The organism is Blautia sp. MSK.18.38 (assembly GCF_024460535.1).
In the GTDB taxonomy this organism is placed as follows: Bacteria; Bacillota; Clostridia; order Lachnospirales; family Lachnospiraceae; genus Blautia_A; species Blautia_A fusiformis.
The window spans coordinates 1-310 of sequence record NZ_JANFYP010000103.1 but is presented as its reverse complement, the minus strand read 5'-3'; the positions used below and the strand labels follow the sequence as shown (position 1 = coordinate 310).

Genomic DNA, 310 nt, shown 5'->3' with positions numbered 1-310 from the left:
GCCTTTGGAATATGCAAGATTATATCTTGATGGCAATTTACAGATGTGGGTGGATACAGAAGATTCATTAGAACTTTATTAAGCAAGAAGTGAGATAGTGTTGTAGGGAGTTTCCTGTAGTTAAAGATACCACACCCGATATGATGAACCCACGCTTATACACTACCAGCTATGATAAAAGAAAGGACAGCAATTTGACACTGCTGTCCTTTCTTTTATAAAATTGCAGTACACAGAAAAAAGCTGTAAAATGAAAAATATATTTGTCCTTGTAACAATTCTCGGACATTTGCCTGTTATACTATCTGCA

General features: G+C 35.5%; 1 pseudogene. It reads left to right on the top strand.

Annotated features, from left to right (window positions below):
- Window positions 1-82 (top strand): annotated as a pseudogene (locus NE638_RS17935) (DUF6061 family protein); the annotation flags it as partial.
- Between the last annotated feature and the right edge of the window lie 228 nt (window positions 83-310).